This is a genomic window from Kocuria sp. cx-455, assembly GCF_057707085.1.
The window spans coordinates 1-14993 of the sequence record NZ_JBYIPM010000009.1 but is presented as its reverse complement, the minus strand read 5'-3'; the positions used below and the strand labels follow the sequence as shown (position 1 = coordinate 14993).

At 63.7% G+C, this 14993-nt stretch carries 12 protein-coding genes and 2 pseudogenes; 3 read left to right on the top strand and 11 right to left on the bottom strand.

Annotated elements, in window-relative coordinates; genetic code table 11:
* Window positions 1-708 carry a GntR family transcriptional regulator gene (locus AC3ENJ_RS12505; protein WP_431814272.1) on the top strand — a complete coding sequence of 236 codons (708 nt, stop codon included), beginning with the start codon at window positions 1-3 and terminating at the stop codon, window positions 706-708.
* 4 nt (window positions 709-712) lie between these two features.
* On the opposite strand, the gene AC3ENJ_RS12500 is transcribed toward AC3ENJ_RS12505, so the two are convergent.
* The 6 genes from AC3ENJ_RS12500 to AC3ENJ_RS12475 all read right to left on the bottom strand — a co-directional run bounded on the left by AC3ENJ_RS12500 (window position 713) and on the right by AC3ENJ_RS12475 (window position 6745).
* Entirely contained in the window at window positions 713-1513 is an 801-nt protein-coding gene (locus tag AC3ENJ_RS12500; protein WP_431814271.1) for a putative hydro-lyase, read from the bottom strand.
* A 5-nt stretch (window positions 1514-1518) separates the two neighbouring features.
* The gene (locus AC3ENJ_RS12495) at window positions 1519-2778 is read right to left on the bottom strand and encodes an NRAMP family divalent metal transporter (protein ID WP_431814270.1); all 1260 of its coding nucleotides are present in this window, start codon (window positions 2776-2778) and stop codon (window positions 1519-1521) included.
* 133 nt (window positions 2779-2911) lie between these two features.
* Window positions 2912-3145 (bottom strand): hypothetical protein, encoded by a 234-nt coding sequence (locus AC3ENJ_RS12490; protein ID WP_270264277.1) that lies wholly within the window; start codon window positions 3143-3145, stop codon window positions 2912-2914.
* Window positions 3146-3161: 16 nt separating this feature from the next.
* Entirely contained in the window at window positions 3162-4481 is a 1320-nt protein-coding gene (locus tag AC3ENJ_RS12485) for a S8 family serine peptidase (RefSeq protein ID WP_270451850.1), read from the bottom strand.
* Between the two features lie 126 nt (window positions 4482-4607).
* Window positions 4608-5063 carry a DUF4870 domain-containing protein gene (locus AC3ENJ_RS12480; RefSeq protein ID WP_190807771.1) on the bottom strand — a complete coding sequence of 152 codons (456 nt, stop codon included), beginning with the start codon at window positions 5061-5063 and terminating at the stop codon, window positions 4608-4610.
* A gap of 74 nt (window positions 5064-5137) precedes the next feature.
* Window positions 5138-6745 (bottom strand): DUF3533 domain-containing protein, encoded by a 1608-nt coding sequence (locus AC3ENJ_RS12475; protein WP_190807772.1) that lies wholly within the window; start codon window positions 6743-6745, stop codon window positions 5138-5140.
* A gap of 96 nt (window positions 6746-6841) precedes the next feature.
* Between AC3ENJ_RS12475 and AC3ENJ_RS12470 the strand changes: the two genes are divergently transcribed.
* Window positions 6842-7486 carry a TetR/AcrR family transcriptional regulator gene (locus AC3ENJ_RS12470; RefSeq protein WP_431814269.1) on the top strand — a complete coding sequence of 215 codons (645 nt, stop codon included), beginning with the start codon at window positions 6842-6844 and terminating at the stop codon, window positions 7484-7486.
* Between the two features lie 242 nt (window positions 7487-7728).
* A complete protein-coding gene (locus AC3ENJ_RS12465; RefSeq protein ID WP_431814268.1) occupies window positions 7729-9342 on the top strand; it encodes an ATP-binding cassette domain-containing protein in 1614 nt (537 codons plus the stop codon).
* Between the two features lie 361 nt (window positions 9343-9703).
* On the opposite strand, the gene AC3ENJ_RS12460 is transcribed toward AC3ENJ_RS12465, so the two are convergent.
* The 5 genes and pseudogenes from AC3ENJ_RS12460 to AC3ENJ_RS12440 all read right to left on the bottom strand — a co-directional run bounded on the left by AC3ENJ_RS12460 (window position 9704) and on the right by AC3ENJ_RS12440 (window position 14819).
* On the bottom strand, window positions 9704-10213 hold the full coding sequence (locus AC3ENJ_RS12460) for a hypothetical protein (protein ID WP_431814267.1): 510 nt from the start codon (window positions 10211-10213) through the stop codon (window positions 9704-9706).
* Window positions 10197-10766, bottom strand: a complete 570-nt coding sequence (locus AC3ENJ_RS12455) for an ImmA/IrrE family metallo-endopeptidase (protein ID WP_498957871.1) — start codon at window positions 10764-10766, stop codon at window positions 10197-10199. Before AC3ENJ_RS12455 ends, AC3ENJ_RS12460 begins: the two co-directional genes overlap by 17 nt.
* 270 nt (window positions 10767-11036) lie before the next feature.
* Window positions 11037-12106, bottom strand: a pseudogene (locus AC3ENJ_RS12450) (IS110 family RNA-guided transposase).
* Between the two features lie 285 nt (window positions 12107-12391).
* A pseudogene (locus AC3ENJ_RS12445) lies at window positions 12392-13338 on the bottom strand (IS481 family transposase); the annotation flags it as partial.
* A gap of 419 nt (window positions 13339-13757) precedes the next feature.
* Window positions 13758-14819, bottom strand: coding sequence for an IS110 family RNA-guided transposase (locus AC3ENJ_RS12440; RefSeq protein WP_498957873.1), 1062 nt, complete (start codon window positions 14817-14819; stop codon window positions 13758-13760).
* Between the last annotated feature and the right edge of the window lie 174 nt (window positions 14820-14993).

Below are 14993 nucleotides of genomic sequence, written 5' to 3'. Positions count from 1 at the left end.
GTGACCAGTAACTTCACAGGCGAACCCCCCTCGGCAGCGGTTGAGCCCGCTCAGGGCTCGCCGACGCCGCTCGGTGCGCAGCGCGCGCAGGCGCGCTCGCTCGCCGCGGGCCAGCTGCGCGAGCGCATTTCCGGAGGGCATTGGGCCCCCGGGACCAAGTTGTCGGAACACGTCATTGCCCAGGAATTGGGCGTGTCCCGGAACACGCTGCGCGAAGCGTTCACAGTGCTGGCCGGGGAATCCCTGGTGGATCGACTCCCCAACCGCGGGGTTTTCGTGGCTCGTCCGACGGCCGACGACGTGCGGGAGATCTACAACGCGCGGCGCATCATCGAGCCGGGAGCGGTGTTGTGGGGCTCGTGTTCGGAGCAGGTGCTCACCCGATTGTGGTCTGTCATCGAGGCGGCTCGGACTGCTCGTGGGGCCGGGGACATCACCGGTATGGGTGATGCCAACCAGCGTTTCCACGGGGGCCTCGTGAGCCTCACCGGTTCGGACACCCTGGTCACGACGATGGACCGGTTGCTTGCGCGCATGCGGCTCGTGTTCCACTCAATGTCCACGGACCCCGGTTTCCACGGGGACTATGTGGACCGCAATGCCGAGCTGCTGCGGCTGTTGGAGGCCGGTGAACGCGAACTGGCTGCGCAGACACTGCGGGAGTATTTGAGCTCCGCGGAAACCCAGTTGCTGGACAACATGGGCTAGCGGCTCAGGGCACCTGGTAGTCGGAGTCCTTGGCGTCCGTGATGAGCATATGCCCCGGTGCGTGAGAGATCGCGAACTGCGGCCGGGATTCCATCACGGCGGCCTGCGGTGTCACGCCGCACGCCCAGAACACCGGGATGTGACCGGGCTCGATCCGAACGGGGTCCCCGAAATCTGGTTGATTGATGTCTTCGATTCCCAGCTCTTCGGGGTTGCCCACGTGCACGGGAGCACCGTGGACGGCGGGATAGCGGGAGGTGACGCGAACGGCGTCGGCCACCTGTGACGCGGGAACAGGACGCATCGAGACCACCAAGGGACCGGAGAGCGATCCCGCCGAGGCGCAGCGGCGACGGGTGCGATACATGGGAACGTTCACGCCCTGATCGTTGTGCACCATGCGGATGCCGTTGTTCACCAGGGCGTTCTCGAACGTGAAAGAACAACCGAGCATGAAGGTGACCAGGTCGTCCCGCCAGTAGTCCGTGATGTCTGTGGGGCGGGCGATTTCGCGGCCGTTCTCGTAGACGACGTACTGCGGGAGGTCCGTGCGGATGTCACCGTCTCTGAGGAGCTCGCCGGCGGTCTCCCCCGCATCCAGCACGCCGAGCACGGGGCACGGTTTGGGGTTGCGTTGAGCGAACAAGAGCACGTCAAAGGCCAGTTCACGCGGAACGATGATCAGGTTGGCCTGAGCATAACCGGCGGAGATTCCGGAGGTGGGGCACAGCAGGCCGTGGCGGAATTGTTCCCTGGCCTCTCGGGGTGTGAGACGTGCCAGGTCTGCGGGTTTCGTTGTTGTCATGTCCTTCAGCTCCACAGTTTGGTGAGCCCGGCCAGGGAGTTCCAGCCGAGGTACAGGGTGAGCAGCCACGCGAGCACGCCAATGGTCAGGAGCCACTTGGGATACACGTACCCGTGCAACAGATCCCGGCGGCGCCAGGCGACCCACAGCAGGATGGCGAAACCGAACGGGAGGATCAGCCCGTTGAACGCGCCCGCGAAAATCAACAGGGTCTGCGGGGCCTGACCGAGGAAAAGGTAGGCCACGGCGCACACGAAGATGAACGCGACCGTCAGCAGGTTCCTGGTGCGCGGGTTACCGGAGGACTTGGTCACGAAGGAGATGGACGTGAAGGCCGCGCCGATCACGGAGGTCAGGGCCGCGGCCCAGAGCACCACACCGAAGATTCGAACACCAATCTCTCCGGCGGCTGCGCCGAACGCTTCCGCGGCCATGTTGTCGCTGGTCAGCGCCACACCACCGGCAACCACACCGAAAATGGCCAGGAACAGCAGCACGCGCATGATGCACGTGACCAGGATGCCCAGTACGGAGCTGCGGCTGATCTGCTTGACGTTCTCCACACCGCTCACACCCGAGTCGATCATGCGATGGGCACCCGAGTAAGTGATGTAGCCACCCACGGTGCCGCCGATCAACGTGGTGATCACCAGGAAATCGACTTCCTCGGGGAGCACGGTGTTCTTCAACGCCACGCCCACCGGAGGGGCGGCCACAATCGCCACGTAGAGCATCAGCAAGATCATGACGGCGCCCAGCAACACCACGATCCGGTCGAGTGCCATGCCGGCTCGTTTGGACAGGAAGATGAGAATCGCGATGACTGCGGAGATGCCGCCACCAATCTTGGGGTCCAACCCGAGCATTGCGTTGAGGCCGAGCCCGGTTCCGGCAATGTTACCGATGTTGAACACGGCTCCACCCACGAACACGAGGGCCGCCAGCACAATACCCGCACCCGGCAGGACCTTGCTGCCCAGTTCCTGCGCGCGCTGACCGGAGACGCCGATGACCCGCCACACGTTCAGCTGCACGGCAATGTCCACCAGAATGGACACCAGGATCGCAAAGGCGAAGGCCGCCCCGAGTTGGACCGTGAACACGGTGGTCTGGGTGATGAATCCGGGGCCGATCGCGCTGGTGGCCATGAGGAACATGGCACCGAGCAACGCGGTCCGGTGCCCTCCGGAGTTCGCGTTGACCGGTTCGGTTCCGGGTTGGGAGGGCTGACCGGGTTGCGCCGGCCGGGGTGCTTCTGTCGACATGTCTTCATCCGATGTGTCGGGTGACTGGCGTCACAGATTGATGTAATGCCGGAAGACTACAGGTTGTTGAACAATCTCCACAAGAGATTGTTCAACAATATGGGGATGAAACGGTCTGTCCCGCAGCTCACGTCTACTGGATCTCGGAGTCGGGGTGGGGGACCCGGAACTGCTGCTGTTCAGCGACAGAGTCCACCCCCGTCACGGCACCCAGCGCGGAACAGTCGTGGTCGGGGATGCGCCCGGTGATGATGCCCACCGAGTACAGCACCTGGTCCACTCGCATTCCATGGGTTCGCAGCTGCTCGACCACGTCCTTCATGGCGACAAGGTGTGCGTCGTCGACGGTCACGGTGATGTTCTTCATGGCATGTTCCCGTTGGTTATTGCGGCGCGATGACCAGACCGGCCCCGACGTCGACGGAGGGCGCGAGCAAGCGGCGGGCGTTCTGAACCATCTCCGACCACAGCTCCCGTCCGCGGTATCCGGTCTTTTCCGCCAGAAGTGCCGCGACCCCCGCCGCGTGCGGTGTGGCCATGCTGGTGCCGCTGATTGTGTTGTAGCGCTCGGGCATGGGCCAGGAAGAGTAGACCTGGAAGCCGGGACCGGCCACATCCACCTGGCCGCCGTTGACATCCAGGGTCCGTGCGGAGAAGAACGCGACGTCCAGCTGCTGGGTCAGGGCCCCGACCGCCATGATGTAGGGACTGTTGGCCGGGGACCCGACGAATCCGAAGTTGCCGTTGACCCGGTCGGCGTTGTTGCCGGCGGCGGCCACGATCAGGCTGCCCTGGTCCAGGGCACGGCGCCCCGCGGCCGTGTACGGCGGATGGATCTCGGCGACGTCCGCACCCAGCGACATGGAGATCACCGCGCACCCCTGGTCGATGGCCCAGCTCATTCCGGCCAGCACCTGGGCGTCACTTCCCGAGCCCTCGTTGCTGAGGACCTTGCCCGCGTAGATCTCGGCCTCGTAGGCGATCCCGTAGCGCCGTCCCGTGCCGGGGGCGCGGGGCCCGCACGAGGTGCCGATGCAGTGGGTGCCGTGCCCGTGCCCGTCCTGCGGGCTCTCGCCCTCGATGAAGGACTGCGCCGTGACGGAGCGTCCGGCAAAGTCCGGGTGCTCGAGGTCGAATCCGGTGTCAAGTACCGCAACCTTCACGCCTTTGCCGGAGTACGGGGAGGAAAGCGCCTGCACGGCCTGCAGACCCCACGTGTACTCGTCCGTGTCCCGGAAGTATGGCGGGGCGGCAGGCGGGGGCTCCGCGGGGGCCGTGGGCTGCAGGTGCTGGGCCAGGTCCCCCACGACCAGCCGGTAGGCCGCGGTGAGCTCCTCCGGCGATGCCGGCGCAAGCACGTGGTGGATCAGTTCCGGCGAGACCGACAGCACGGCTCCCGCGTGCGCTGTGGAGGTCTGCAGCGCCGCCAGCTGGTCCGCCTCGGCGCTGACCACGGCGATGTTCAGGTTGTGGAAGACGATGGCATCGGCCCCGCGGGCAGCGGATACGTCCATGCCTTCCCCGAGATCACGGGAATCGGCCACCCGGTCCAGTCCCGCGTCCCGCAGCAGGTGCTGCGGCGCGTCCTCCTGTTCGGCGAAGACCACCACATGACGCCCGGTGGTCTCGGACCGTCCCGTCCCCGGCAGGTTCCCGCCGGGCTGTCCTATTCGGAAATTGTCAGTGGAGCCGTTGTCGATCATGACAACCTCTTTCGCCTTCAATGGTGCCGCGCACGAGCTCGAAAGATCTGCTGGACATCAGTTTCCCACGTGCATACACCCTTGTCAGCCCCGTTCGGGGTGCTCTTCGCGCCCGTGTTCACGGGCTCAGCGCAGGATGGGCAACTGCATGGGGTAGCGGTACACCTCACCGTTGTTGGCGCGCACGGCCGCCACGATGTGGCAGACCAGGAGCAGGACCCAGTAGGCGGCGATCAGGATGAGTCCCACCGGGAACAGGATGACCGTGAAGATGCAGATCCAGCCGATCACGTTGATGATCCATAAAGTCACGTTGAAGTTGAAGGCACCGGCGGACGCGGCTCGCAAGAACGGGCTCTTGTCCTTGTAGATGAACCACACGATCAGCGGGCCCAGGAAGCCCAGCCACCCCACCGAGATGATGGCGGCTATGGGTCCGGACAGGTGCGTCAGGATGGCCACGGTCTTTTCATCGTTCTGGGGGCCACTGGAACCGGTCCGGCGGTGGGTGTCGTAGGCGTCGTAGCCGCCGGCACCGCCGGAGCGGTAGTCCGGGCGGGGTTGCTGCGGTTCGTAACTCATGGCATCTCCGTCAAGGTTGTGATCCACCGGCGGTGGAGGGGTGGGGCTTTTCCGTCACCTCCAGCCTAAGGTCGTCAACTCAGCACTGCATTGGGGTTTTCCCCACTCTTCACCGCAGGCTGGCCTCCGGTCACTGCCGCAGCGGTCGCATCCGCCGAGGGCGATTCCACCCGGTGCGCCGCGTGCTTGCCCGGCCCGCGGGAGCCGCGCCTGCCGAACTTCCGGTCGTACACCCAGCCGCCGGCGAGCGCCACGAGAACGGCACTGATGAGGATCAATGAAACCCCGATCACCCCGGACTGCAGCCCGGCATCCGCGTGAGCATCGAAGTACAGGATGGAGCGCACCATCATGTAGATGTGGTGCAGCGGTTCGATCGGAGCAATCACCCGGAAGAAGTCCGGGACGGCCTGCAGCGGAACCACTGCGCCCGCGGACGGCAACCCCATGAACACCAGGTAGATCATCGACACCAGCATGCCCGCAGAACCGCCCAGCGTGATGAGGGCGAGCACAACGGCCGAGACCGCCGACAGCGACAGCCACCCCGCAAAGAACAAGGCCACCCCGTGCGGCACCGGCATGCCCACGCCCGAAGCAACCCACAGCATCAAGGCGGAGGTGGGCGCGGCGGCCACCGTGAAGAGGCCCCACTTGATCAGGAAAGTCAGCCACCGAGGCAAACTCACGCGGGGCAGATCCCGGAAGGCTGGCCCCATTTCCAACGGGGCCATGCCCGCGCGAGCATCCATCAGCACGTTGACCGCAATGGAGCCGGAGAGACCGATGACCAACAGAATGATCGCGTAGTAGAAGGCCCCCATGCCCAGCGCCGTGCCCTCTTCGAGTTCTTGGTACGGCTGGATGACCACGTTCAACGGATCCCGCAGGAGATCGGTGGACACGGAGCTGACCTTGGGTGCCAGCTGATCCGCCACCTGCTGGGGCGTGTCGGCCTGAGCCTGTTGAACCTGCTGCGCGAACTGCTGCACGGCCGGACCGCCCCGAGCCGCCGAGCGCTGCAGCTGTTCCGACTGCTGATCCTGCTGCGACTCGAGCTCCGAGAGCACCTGGTCGTAGGCCTGCTGCTGCGCGGACTCCGCGGACTTCACCAGGGACTCACCCATCCTGGAGCTCGCCTCGTCAAGGCCGGGCTGCACCGCCTCCGTGGCGACCCTCGTGCCCAGTGAACCCGCCTGCGGGTCCGTGTACAGGGTGATTTCCGGCTGCGCTGCGGACTCCTGCGTCAGTGACCCTTTGACCATGCTCACCGTGTCCTCCGAGAAAGACTCGGGGATGACCACCACCGCGAACAGCTCGCCGCGCTCCAGTTGCTCACGAGCCTCGTCCCAGGTCAACTGTCGCAGGTCTAAGCGCTCGTCCTGGCCCGCTTCGGTTGCGAACTCGTCCTCGATGCGCTGACCGTAGTTCTGCTGCTCGGTGCCGCCGCCGTCGCTTGGCACGTCCGCCCCGCGGTCCTGGTTCACGATGGCCACCGGAAAATCCTTGAGGTGACCCGTCGGGTTCGAGAGCCCACCCAGATACAGTGCCGTTCCGAGAACCGCCAGGGCCATCACAACCACCGCCGGAAGCACCCAGAAGATCGGCGAGTAGAACGGTCCCCGCGCTTTGCCCGCGGCCTGGTGCGAGGAATTTCGCGCCTTCTGAGTGGTAATTTTCATCGTGCCTCCGAAAAGGTGTTGGATACACTACTGTATCGAGTTTTCACATTCACGATACACTGATGTATCGAGCAAGCAAGAGGGGAGCGGGCGAAAGTGATCGAGCAGACAGCACACACTGCCGAGGAGGACGCGGAAAAGCGGTCCCGGACGGCCACGCGCAGACGACTCGTGACGGCGTCGGCGGGGGTTTTCGCCGAGAAGGGGATCGACGGCGCGTCCGTCGGTGAGCTGTGTGCGGCCGCCGGTTTCACACGCGGGGCCTTCTACTCCAATTTCGCGACCAAACTGGACCTGGCGGTGGCGGTCTTCGAGGATCTGGTGGACAGCCTGATCGATCGACTCGGCTCGGGGCTGGAACAGTGGCTCGATTCGGACGCGGCCACCCAGGAGGTCGTCACCCGCATCATCGAGGGCGTCACGGACCAGACAGCCAACATGAACGTGCAGGCCGTACGCCTGGAACTGTTCCTCGCCGCATTCCGGTCCTCCGAGGTCCGTGACGTGGTCCGTCCGCTGCGCAACAGGCTCTACGGCGCTGTCGAGACCGCCCTGGGCCGCGTGGCGCAGAGCCAGCACCTGGAGTTCACGATTCCCGCTGCGGACATGACCCGGCTCATGCTCACCAGCTACAGCGGTCAGCTCACGGATCGGATGGCGGTGGGTGACATCACTGACCAGAAGGTCATCCCGGCCATGTGGCTCGCGTTCACCCGTCCCGCCGACCGGTCGGAGCACTAGATATCTCACCGGCCCGGGGTTACGCTTCTGGGGTCTTGTCGTCCACGAAAGGTGCGCGCCGTGAAGCTTGCCGGTTCTCTCTGAGCCCGCCGCTGCACGCGCTTCTCCACGCCTTCGTTCTTTCAACGACGACGCCGCTCTGGCCTCCTAATTTTCCGACGCCCCCTTTCGCGGGCGGACGCCTTGGGGCCATGTCACGGCGCGGCAGCGGATCATCCTTCGTGTTCTTTCAGGAGATCCTCATGCCCCCTTCACAACAGACCCTCATCACCTTCTCCGGCCTCACCGTCGCCTGGCCCGACGGCACCGAATGCTTCACCGACCTCTCGGGGTCCATTCCGCGGGGGGTTACCGGACTGATCGGAGACAACGGGAGCGGCAAATCCACGCTGCTGCGCGTCCTCACGGGGCAGCTCGAACCCACCTCGGGGTCGCTGCACCGTGAAGCCAGCACGGCGTACGTTCCGCAGGACATCACCGCGCACTCCGACTCCACCGTGGCCCAGCTTCTGGGCATTGATCACATCCTGACCAGTCTCCGCGCGATCGAGGCGGGCAGCGTGGCCGAGGTGGAGTACGACGTCGTCGGCGATGACTGGGACATCGAGGAACGCGCGCGAGCAGTACTGGCCGCCCGCGGGCTGCCCACCGATGTGCGGCGGCGAGTTGCGGAGCTGTCCGGCGGCGAGATTGTGCGGGCGGCGCTGGCCGGACCGGTGCTGCGGCGAGCGCAACTGACCGTGCTGGATGAGCCCACCAATAATTTGGACGCCGCCGCGCGCGAGGATTTGTTCGCGACCGTGCGGGGTTGGCGGGAGTCGCTGTTGATCGTCAGCCACGACCGACAATTGCTGGAGCTCGTGGACCAGATCGTGGAACTGCGGGGCGGGCAGCTCACCGAGTTCGGCGGAACGTACAGCGAGTACGAGGCGTACCTGGCCGCCCAGCAGGAGGCGGCGCTGCGCGACGTCTCCCGGGCGGAGGCCGAGGCTAGAAAGCAGAAACGTGAGCGCATCGAGGCGGAAACCACGCTGAGCCACCGGGCGACCCGGGGCGAGAAGTTCAAGCGCGAGAAACGCAAACCGGGCATGGCCATGGGAAACGATGCAAGATCCGCGCAGGTGCAGGCGGGCAAGTTGCGCGGTGTCCTGGCAGACCGGGAAAAGAAGGCCACCGAGGCGGTCTCGGCGGCCCGAGATGCCGTTCGTGCAGACCGACACATCCGCATCCAATTACCCCGGACCGCCGTGGCCAACGGGACCAAGGTGCTCGAACTGGAACGGTCGCTCCCGGGTGGTGGGACCGAGAGGTTCGATATAACCGGGCCGGAACGGGTGCGGCTTGCCGGGCGAAACGGTTCGGGGAAAACCACGTTGCTCGAACGAGTGGTGAGATGGCCCGTTGAGGTGCCTCCCGCTCGGGAGGAGGTGGCTGGCGCCAATCCGTGGGCGGTGCGCTACCGCTTGCCCGCCGTGGGCTACCTGCCGCAGCGGCTGACCGTGGACCGTCCGGCTCGCACCTTGGTGGAGGACTTACGAGTGGGCAACCCCTCCGCGACGGAGCACGCGTGCCGTGAGACGCTGGCGCGATTCCTGTTCCGCGGTGCACAGGCCGGCAAGAGCATGGGCGAACTGTCCGGAGGTGAATTGCTGAGATTCGAGCTCGCACGGGTCCTGACTACTGACCCCGCACCCGGGCTGCTCATCCTGGATGAGCCCACGAACAACCTGGACCTGCGGTCGGTGGATCAGCTGGTCGAGGGGCTCACCGCATTCGAGGGTGCGCTGCTGGTGGTCAGTCACGATGACAGTTTCATTGACCGGATCGGGGTGACGGGGGTGTTGGAGCTGAGCTGAGTTCGTGCCCTCAGCGTGTTCCAGCCAGATGACAATTCGAGCATCTACTCATAGGGGCAGAACTTTGACAGCCTTATTACATGACGAACACCTCGGAACCTCACGCGACGGAGGGCCCACCTCAGGGAGCCTCCAATGCGATCGGCGCAGAGCACTCCGCTTGTGCAGGCGGGGCCATTGATAGCAGCCTTAGAGTCAGCCAGCTATCGGCTGCTGCCCGTGAGCGATATGCGGACCTACTCGATCGCCTGGCAGACCGGCAGATTCATTCGCTGCCTCCCCACGAAACTTGAATAACCCCCTCCCCACCAATGAATCATAAACTGATAATTTGGTTACGGCCTGGTAACGAACGAGCAAGTCACTTAGTCAATTTAGAATTACGGTTGGGGAAAAAATAGTTCCCTAAAATGTAGGATAATCCGACCACCTCAGCAACAACGCTTGCAAAGAACGCGGAATAGGTAAAATCCGTTGCAGATGATCTAACGACTAACCACACAAAACCAAAAGACCCTGCGGCCACTGGAACTGCAATAACTATAGCGGAAAATCCGAAAAACAATCGTTGATATCTTAGTCGTTGAGCCGTTTCATCATTTTTGAGTTGTTTACTTCGAAGAATTTCTTTCTCAGCATTTTGCGCATTAGGATCTACTGGAACGTCCGCATCAATTTGTTCCTCGCTATCAATAAGCTGTTCCTCTTGCTCTGCTTCCGGCAAGATTGGCGCAGACACACTTTCGAGCCATTCAAGCCTGTTTGACCACGCCTTATCTCGAGAAGTGCGTGAGGCCTTTTCTAATGGCTTATTTGCTTCTAAATTTTCCTCATTTTGGGGAGGACCGCCAGTTTCATCCGTAGGAGGCACAACTGCCCGCTGGGACTGGTTGTAGTGGAGGGTTTTTCTTCAAACGAATAAGTCTACGGTTTACAGCTGGTACCGACACATTAAAATAGCGCGCCGTTCCAAATGCGCCATTTTCTTGGTAAGTATCAATGAATTCGGCTGCCGGCATGAGCAGTTCCCCTGCAAACTCATCAGCAAAAAATTCATGCAGATTGTATCCTTCTGATTTGCGGTAATCTATAAAGGAATAATCCGAATCTGAACTGACTTCTGCTCTTTCAACCAAATGGCCGATTTCATGCGCCAACGTGAATCGCTGTCTTTCCTCAGTGTCTTGAGAATTGATGTAGATTCTAGGGTCAGTGCCATGCTCTTTGATAATAAAGCCCGACAGGTTGTTTTCGAGAGGGGTCACCGTGACAGTCGCATTCCATCTCTCTGCAATTTCAATAAGTTCGTTAAGGCCACACGTAATCCTTGTCGCTGCGCGAATCTCTTGCGCCTCGCGGCGAGCAATCTCATAGACAGGTGGCTGTGACACTGCCTTCTCGATAGTATGGACTGGTTGCGACATTGCCTTGCTCACCTCGCATCTCGTGACATTCTAATGTGATCGGCATCGCGTTCGGATCATTGTACGCCATCCCACCACTTGACAGGTACCCGCCTGCGGGTCTTTGGCCTTTGCTGGTCTACAGCCACTTGAGGCATCGATTCGAACCGTCCTGGGATCGGAGGGGTCAGCGGATTGGACTAGGTGCGATGTCCGGGGAGGTTGGTCAGTTGGATGATCGGTGGCTGGCCTCCGATAGCGGAGTGGGCTCGGTGGACTCTTCTATGTCTGTCAAGCGGTGAGGGGGGCCGCATGGGAGGCTTCGAGGGACGGTAGATCCGGCGGGCGAGGTAGCGCTTGAGGCAGCGTCGGATCTCTTTGTTCGTGAGTCCTTCAGCCCGTCGTTTGGCGACTTAGGCGCGTGTCTCGAGGTCGTGGGCCATGAGAGCGACCGTGGCCATGTGGAGTGCACGATTGAGCCTTCGGTCGCCTCCGCGATTGAGCCTGCGGCGAGTGGTATTTCCCGAGGACGCCGGGATGGGGCTCACCCCGGCCAATGCAACGAAGGCGGCATCATCGGGCACTCGCCCGGGGTGTGACCAAGCGGCATAGGCAACCGCCGCGGTCACTGGTCCTATCCCGGGGTGGTCCAGCAGCACGGCGGCTTTGCTCTGCTGAAGAAGGCTTTCGGGCTGTGAGCGGTTCTGCGCGAGTTCAACATCAAGAGCGTGGATCCTCTTGGCCAATCTGATGGTCTCGGCGCGTGCCACCGAGAGTGCGAGGTCTTCAGCGCGGGTGCGCCAGGCCGTGACCTGGGTGATCTGCGCGTTGGTCAAGGGTTTGCGGGCGTCGTTGCCGAGATCAGCGGTGCGCAGCAACGCAGTAAGCGCATTGATATAGGCCGTGCGTTCGGTGCTCATATGATCTCGCGCGGTGACCAAGACCCGCAACGCGGGGCGCACCCCCTCATCGGAGCGTGGATGACGTAAGCGGTCAGTTTCCAGCGGCAGCACGGCGGCGCCGATGCGGTGAGCGTCGAGCGGGTCAGACTTGCCGAGCCGACGGTGGGCGCGTGAGTCCATACGGGCCGCTTCGGCCACCGGGTAGCCAGCATCAGTCACTGTGCGCGCCAGTCGGGCGCCGAAGGTGGCTGCGCCCTCTATGACCCACAGCGTGGCCAGGTCGCCACCCGTGAGACGAGAAACCCAGTCCACGGCTCGTTTCAGGCCGGTGGGCGTCGTCGGGAACTCTTTGGCTGCGATCCGTTCGCCCGTGGCGGCGGTCAGGATCGCGTAACTGTGACTACGGGCGTGGGTATCGACTCCGATGACGAATGGGTGGGTATGCGCGATGGTGGCCATGACGGTCCCTGCTTCCTTCCAGGTGGGGATGTTGGCGCGGCCGCTGCGGGTCGGCGCGGGCCTGGAAAGCAGTCACTTCGGGGCAGCACTGTGATGAGTCACGACCGCGCCCATGTGGCGCGGAGCGGACAGTCTTCTGATTAAGCCATCGGAGTGGGCCGGGTCAGCGCCGGCCACCCTGCGCCGAGCCGGACAAGTCCACCGAAACGCACCCAGACGGGGCGAATAATTGTATGAGTCACGACCACGGTGCAGAGCGACACGACGCTCATCCTGCCAGCCAGTCCCAGACCAGCCACCCCAAGACTCACAATGATTGTAGAAGTGGAGCCAGTCCGGTAACAGTGCGTCACGCTGCCCGGTTGACTCGTAGAGTCGCGCGTAGGCCCACCCGTCGCCGAGAGTGCGATGGAAGCGCTCGATCTTTCCGTTGGTCTGGGGGCGGTAAGGGCGGGTCCTCTTGTAGCTGATGTTGAGCTCCGCGCATGCCTGGCGCCGGGCGGTGGAACGGTAGGCCGACCTGTTGTCGGAGAGGACTGCCTCGACGGTGACGCCGCGCTCGGCGAACCAGGAATCGGCCCGTTGGAGGACACCGATCGCGGTTTCCGCCTTCTCATCGGTACAGATCTCGGCGTAGGCCGCTCGGGAGTGGTCGTCGATGACGGTGTGCACGAATGCGGTGCCGATCACCGGCCGGTAGTTCTTGCCTCGCTGACCGGTGCGGCGAGCCGTCGTGAGGCTGTTGGCCTTGCTCTGTTGGCGGCTGAGGAACTTGTGCCCACCACCATCGGGGATGTTGGCGAACTTGGTGACATCGACATGGATCAGCGAGCCCGGGTGCGGGTGCTCGTAGCGTCGCAACGGCTCACCGGTGACACGATCGATGCGGGACAGCCGGTTGATCCGGCACCGGACCAGTACCGCGTGCACGGTCGAGGCCTGCATACCAAGCCGACCGGCGATCTGGACCGGTCCCAGGCGCTGCCGCCACCGGAGCCGCACGATCTGGCGGACGACGGCGGGACTGGTCTTTCTCGGAGACCTCTTCGGACGCGAGCTGCGGTCGGCCATGCCGCCGCGCCTTCGGCCCGGTAGCGATCGGCCCACTTCTTAGCGGTACGTGCAGCGATCATGAACATCTTGGCTGCGGCGTGCGTCCATCCGCGCTCGACGATGAGCTGAGCGAGCCGGAAACGGGCGCGGGGGGTCAGTGCGGCATTAGGGTGGGACATGAGGGCCGCCGGTCGGTGAAGCGGTGAATTAGACAGCTCCACTTCACCACCGGAGGTCCTCATCTGTCAGACAGACTCAACGAGGCCGGGCGGTACAACCTCCCTGGACATCACAACTGATATGTAGGGGAGTTCTGTCAAGAGGGCAGGGTGAGGCGCCGTCCGGAAGCTATCCGGGCGGCGCCTCTTTTGGCCTGGCCGGTGCTGACCGGGGAGCGTGTCAGGCGGCGACGCGCGGTCAGAGAAGATATGCGCGGGTTGGGTACCGCAGGACGGTGTTCGGCTGGAGCGGACCGCGTGTCTAGGATCGAGCGTGGCACCGCAACTGGAACGTCGTGGTGCTGCTCATAGATGTTTCGCGGATCGCTCCACGCGCTGCCTCCCGGGGCCACCGGCGGGCCAGCTTGTGGGGCGGGGGCCTATTCGGTGGTGACCTCGTCCATCACGGCCAACGACCAGCACCATCCAGCCAGCTCCCGGGCGATAGCCACGTTAGCGATCGTGGAACGCTTCTTCCGCTCGAGCATCCGCACCCAGCGTTCGTGTAGCCTGCGGTTGCCCGCATCGCCTCGGGCCCGGGCGGCGGCCGGAGCCAAGTCCCAGCGATCGCGCATGGTCTTGCCGATGCGGTATGCCGGGCGATGATGCCAGGCAGCTTCGACCAGTAGCCGCCGGGCGTGGGTGTTACCGGTCTTGGTAATTGGTCCTTGTACTCTGCTGGCTCCGGAGGAGTGCTCGGAAGGCACCAACCCGACGAAGGCCCCGATGGTGTTACCGGTAAAGCGGTGCCAGTCCCCGATCTCCACCGCCAGCCCGAACCCGCTCAGGGTGGAGACCCCACGTAAGCACCCCAACCGGTGCACCACCTCGCAGAACTGGGGCTGGGCGGCCATTTTATTGATCGCTTGATCCAGCCGGTCGCGGCGGGCCGCAGTGGCCAGCACCGTCTCGTGCTCGGCGTCAAAAGCCATCCGAGATGCCGGGGAGCCCAGGTGTTGGCGGGCCAGCCACGCATGGTGGGCCCCGGTCCAGGCCTGCCCACCGTCATAGACGATCCCGTAGCGTAATAGCAGCTTCGAGATCCGGTGGCGTGCGCGCATCAGCTCCGAACGGCAGTCCTCTCTGGCCCGTACCAGATCCCGGGCGGCTTCTTGTTCCACCGAGGGCACCACTACGCCGGTGACCTCGTCCAAACGCAGTAACCTGGCCAGGTGCACCGCGTCCTTCGCATCGGTTTTCACCCGGTCACCGGCGGGTCGTTGCAGCTTTGACGGGGCCGCGACCACGCACCGGATCCCGTCTGCGTTTAATATCCGGGCCAGGCCAAAACCTGTCGGGCCGGCCTCATAGGTCACCGCCACAGGTCCGGGCAGATCGCGGATCCAGGACTGAATATGGTCATAATTCGGGGCCAACCGGGCCTGGCACAGCTCACCAGTCACACGATCGATGGCCGCTGCCGCCACCGATCGCGCGTGCACATCCAGCCCCACACTCGTACGCTTGCGTAAACACCGGGGCCTCCCACAACTGTTGGATAGACCGGGCAAGGGACATCTTGTCCGGTAACCCACGAATCTGTGTGAGCGAGGCCCCGGCCCGCAACCCCCAGGACACCCGGGCGGTCACTACATACCGTCTAGCGCAGGTTTAGG

Excerpts from the sequence above, each read along its gene's own strand:
- AC3ENJ_RS12490 (WP_270264277.1), bottom strand. The coding sequence starts at position 3,145 with ATGAAGAACATCACCGTGACCGTCGACGACGCACACCTTGTCGCCATG.
- AC3ENJ_RS12475 (WP_190807772.1), bottom strand. The coding sequence starts at position 6,745 with ATGAAAATTACCACTCAGAAGGCGCGAAATTCCTCGCACCAGGCCGCG.
- AC3ENJ_RS12480 (WP_190807771.1), bottom strand. The coding sequence starts at position 5,063 with ATGAGTTACGAACCGCAGCAACCCCGCCCGGACTACCGCTCCGGCGGT.
- AC3ENJ_RS12500 (WP_431814271.1), bottom strand. The coding sequence starts at position 1,513 with ATGACAACAACGAAACCCGCAGACCTGGCACGTCTCACACCCCGAGAG.
- AC3ENJ_RS12495 (WP_431814270.1), bottom strand. The coding sequence starts at position 2,778 with ATGTCGACAGAAGCACCCCGGCCGGCGCAACCCGGTCAGCCCTCCCAA.
- AC3ENJ_RS12465 (WP_431814268.1), top strand. The coding sequence starts at position 7,729 with ATGCCCCCTTCACAACAGACCCTCATCACCTTCTCCGGCCTCACCGTC.
- AC3ENJ_RS12455 (WP_498957871.1), bottom strand. The coding sequence starts at position 10,766 with ATGTCGCAACCAGTCCATACTATCGAGAAGGCAGTGTCACAGCCACCT.
- AC3ENJ_RS12485 (WP_270451850.1), bottom strand. The coding sequence starts at position 4,481 with ATGATCGACAACGGCTCCACTGACAATTTCCGAATAGGACAGCCCGGC.